Here is a 2,671-nt window from a genome sequence, read left to right on the forward strand (position 1 = left end):
CGCAGGCCCCCTGGCCGGACCGGCCGCTGCGGCTGGTGGTGCCCTTCCCGGCCGGCTCCACCCCGGACCTGCTCGGCCGGCTGCTGGCGCCGCATTACAGCAGCGCGCTGGGCCAGCCCTGCGTGGTCGACAACCGCGCCGGCGCCGGCGGCAATATCGGCACCGACATGGTGGCCAAGGCGACCGACGGCCACACCTTCGGCCTGACCATCAACGGGCCGCTGGCCACCGCCAAGGCGCTGTACCCGAGCCTGCCCTACGACCCGCAGAAGGACCTCGCCCCGGTCTCCTGGCTGGCGCGCGCCGGGCAGGTGCTGGTGGTGCATCCGGAGCTGCCGGTGCGCAGCTTCCAGGACTTCGTCGAACACGCCCGCAAGCAGCCCGGCATGCTGACCTATGGCTCGGTGGGGGCCGGCTCGGGCGGGCACCTGGCGATGGTGGACATCGCCAGCCGCACCGGCATCCAGCTGGAGCACGTGCCCTATCGCGGCTTCCCGCAGGCGGTGCTGGACCTGGTGGCGGGGCGGATCAGCGCCGTCATCCTGACCGTGGCCGGCATCCTGCCGCAGATCCGCGAGGAGAAGGTGCGGGCGCTCGCCGTGACCTCGGAGCAGCGCCTGCCGCTGCTGCCGCAGGTGCCGACGCTGATCGAGTCCGGGCTGTCCGGCGCCACCTCCTATGCCTGGAACGCCCTGGTGGCGCCGTCCTCGATGCCGGCGGCCCATGTCGAGCGGCTGGCGGCCGAGGCGCGCGCGGCGCTGGCGCAGCCCTCGGTGCGGCAGGCGATGGACACGGCCGGGTTCGAGATCATCGGCAGCGGCCCGCGCGAGCTGGCCGCCTGGGTGGCCGAGGAGACGGCGCGCTGGGGTGGCATGATCGAGCGGCTCGGCATCCGCGCCGATGGCTGAGGCGCCGCGCCGCTGAGGCCGGACATGGCAAGGGGGGAGGCGTGAGCCTCCCCCCTTCGTCGTTCCGGGCCCGGGCAGGGAGGAGGGACCTGCCCGCGTGAGGAGGAAGCCGTGGGAGGGCCGGGGGCGGCGCCGCCACCCCCGGCCAGGCGTGGTCAGTGCTGCGGCTGCTCGCCGCGGGTCTTCCACAGCGACAGCGCGATGGAGCCGGCGATGATCGAGGCGGTCAGCGCCAGGGCGTATTCCACCGGCACCGCCTTGCCGCCGGCGAACCAGTTGGCCAGCATCTTGGCGCCCACCACCATCAGCACGATCGACAGCCCGTGCTTCAGGTACTTGAAGCGGTGGATGACGCCGGCCAGGGCGAAGTACATGGCGCGCAGGCCGAGGATGGCGAAGACATTCGCGGTGTAGACGATGAACGGGTCGGTCGAGACCGCGAAGATCGCCGGGATGCTGTCGAGGGCGAAGACCAGGTCGGTCAGCTCGACCAGGATCAGCACCAGGGCCAGCGGCGTGACCATCAGCTTGCCGGCCTGGCGCACGGTGAAGGCCTTGCCGTGATAGCCATCGGTCACCGGCAGGCGCTTGCGCAGCCAGGCCAGGATCTTGTTGTCCGACGGGTCCGGCTCCTCATCGGCGGCGCGCAGCATCTGCCAGCCGCTATAGACCAGGAACAGGCCGAAGATGATCATCACCCAGTCGAATTCGCGGATCAGCGCGGTGCCGACCAGGATCATCACGCCGCGCATCACCAGCGCGCCGATGATGCCCCAGAACAGCACGCGGTGCTGGTAGGCGGCCGGCACACCGAACTTGGCGAAGATCAGCACGAAGACGAAGATGTTGTCGACCGAGAGCGACCACTCGATGACGTAGCCGGTGAGGAATTCCAGGCTCTTGGCGGAGCGGATCTCCGGCGTCTCGCCATAGTTCAGCCGCAGCCAGACGAAGAACAGCAGCGCCAGCGTCACATAGGCGGCGGATTTGATCAGCGCGGTCTTGACCGGGACGGGGGCGGGGTCGCCATGCGCGTCCTTCTTGGCGAAGACGCCGAGATCGAGCAGCAGCAGGCCGAGCACGCCTGCGTTGAATATCACCCAGAACCAGATGGAGGCTTCCATTCGGGCACGGCTCCTCAACAGGGGGGCCGGCCGCACGCGCTGTCTCAGCGGCGGAGATGCGCACCGGGCCCGGATTGCGCGAGAAGTCGATCCGACATCGCGATGGCGGGGCTGTCATGGCCCACGCCGGATCGCCAGAGGGGCCCGGATCGATTAAATTATGGCGGAAGCTTCATCCGCGCGCAAGAGCGGTTGTTTCCCGGCGTGATTCACGCCATCTCCCCTTTGCGCGATGGTGTGCGGGACACTAGTGTCGGCCATCGAAGGCGAGGAGACGCGGTCCGGCTGGCGGAGGACACTCCTCCGGTGCGGCGGCCGCCCAATTGGATCGAGGCTTATCTATGGGTTCCTTCAGCATCTGGCACTGGCTTGTCGTGCTGCTCGTGGTCCTGCTGCTGTTCGGCGGCGGCAAGATCAGCGGCCTGATGGGCGACCTCGCGAAGGGCATCAAGTCCTTCAAGCAGAACATGAAGGAGGATGACGACAAGGACGCCTCCATGGCGGCCGAGGCGCCCCCCTCCCAGCCGGCCGGCAACCTCTCGGGCCCGGCCGCCCAGGCGCGCGCCACCAGCACCGAGCCGCGCACCTCCAACTCCTCCCACCCCGCCGCCTGAGGCGCCGCGGCGCGGGCCTGCCCCG

General features: G+C 69.9%; 3 protein-coding genes. 2 read left to right on the forward strand and 1 reads right to left on the reverse strand.

The features are described 5' to 3' along the window. Positions 1 to 908: Bug family tripartite tricarboxylate transporter substrate binding protein (locus tag HMPREF0731_RS19215; protein WP_007005877.1), on the forward strand; the 908-nt coding region annotated here is incomplete at its 5' end. A 155-nt stretch (positions 909 to 1,063) separates the two neighbouring features. Here HMPREF0731_RS19215 and HMPREF0731_RS19220 read toward each other — a convergent pair. Next, positions 1,064 to 2,032: a TerC family protein gene (locus HMPREF0731_RS19220; protein ID WP_007005878.1), complete on the reverse strand. Its 969-nt coding sequence runs from the start codon at positions 2,030 to 2,032 to the stop codon at positions 1,064 to 1,066. A 341-nt stretch (positions 2,033 to 2,373) separates the two neighbouring features. On the opposite strand from HMPREF0731_RS19220, the gene HMPREF0731_RS19225 reads away from it, so the two are divergent. Beyond that, on the forward strand, positions 2,374 to 2,646 hold the full coding sequence (locus HMPREF0731_RS19225; protein WP_007005879.1) for a twin-arginine translocase TatA/TatE family subunit: 273 nt from the start codon (positions 2,374 to 2,376) through the stop codon (positions 2,644 to 2,646). Positions 2,647 to 2,671 lie beyond the last annotated feature (25 nt).

This window comes from Pseudoroseomonas cervicalis ATCC 49957, assembly GCF_000164635.1.
Lineage (GTDB): Bacteria > Pseudomonadota > Alphaproteobacteria > Acetobacterales > Acetobacteraceae > Pseudoroseomonas > Pseudoroseomonas cervicalis.

What these genes read in the sequence shown, in the direction of transcription:
- HMPREF0731_RS19220 (WP_007005878.1), bottom strand. Translation starts at nt 2,032, where the DNA reads ATGGAAGCCTCCATCTGGTTCTGGGTGATATTCAACGCAGGCGTGCTC.
- HMPREF0731_RS19225 (WP_007005879.1), top strand. Translation starts at nt 2,374, where the DNA reads ATGGGTTCCTTCAGCATCTGGCACTGGCTTGTCGTGCTGCTCGTGGTC.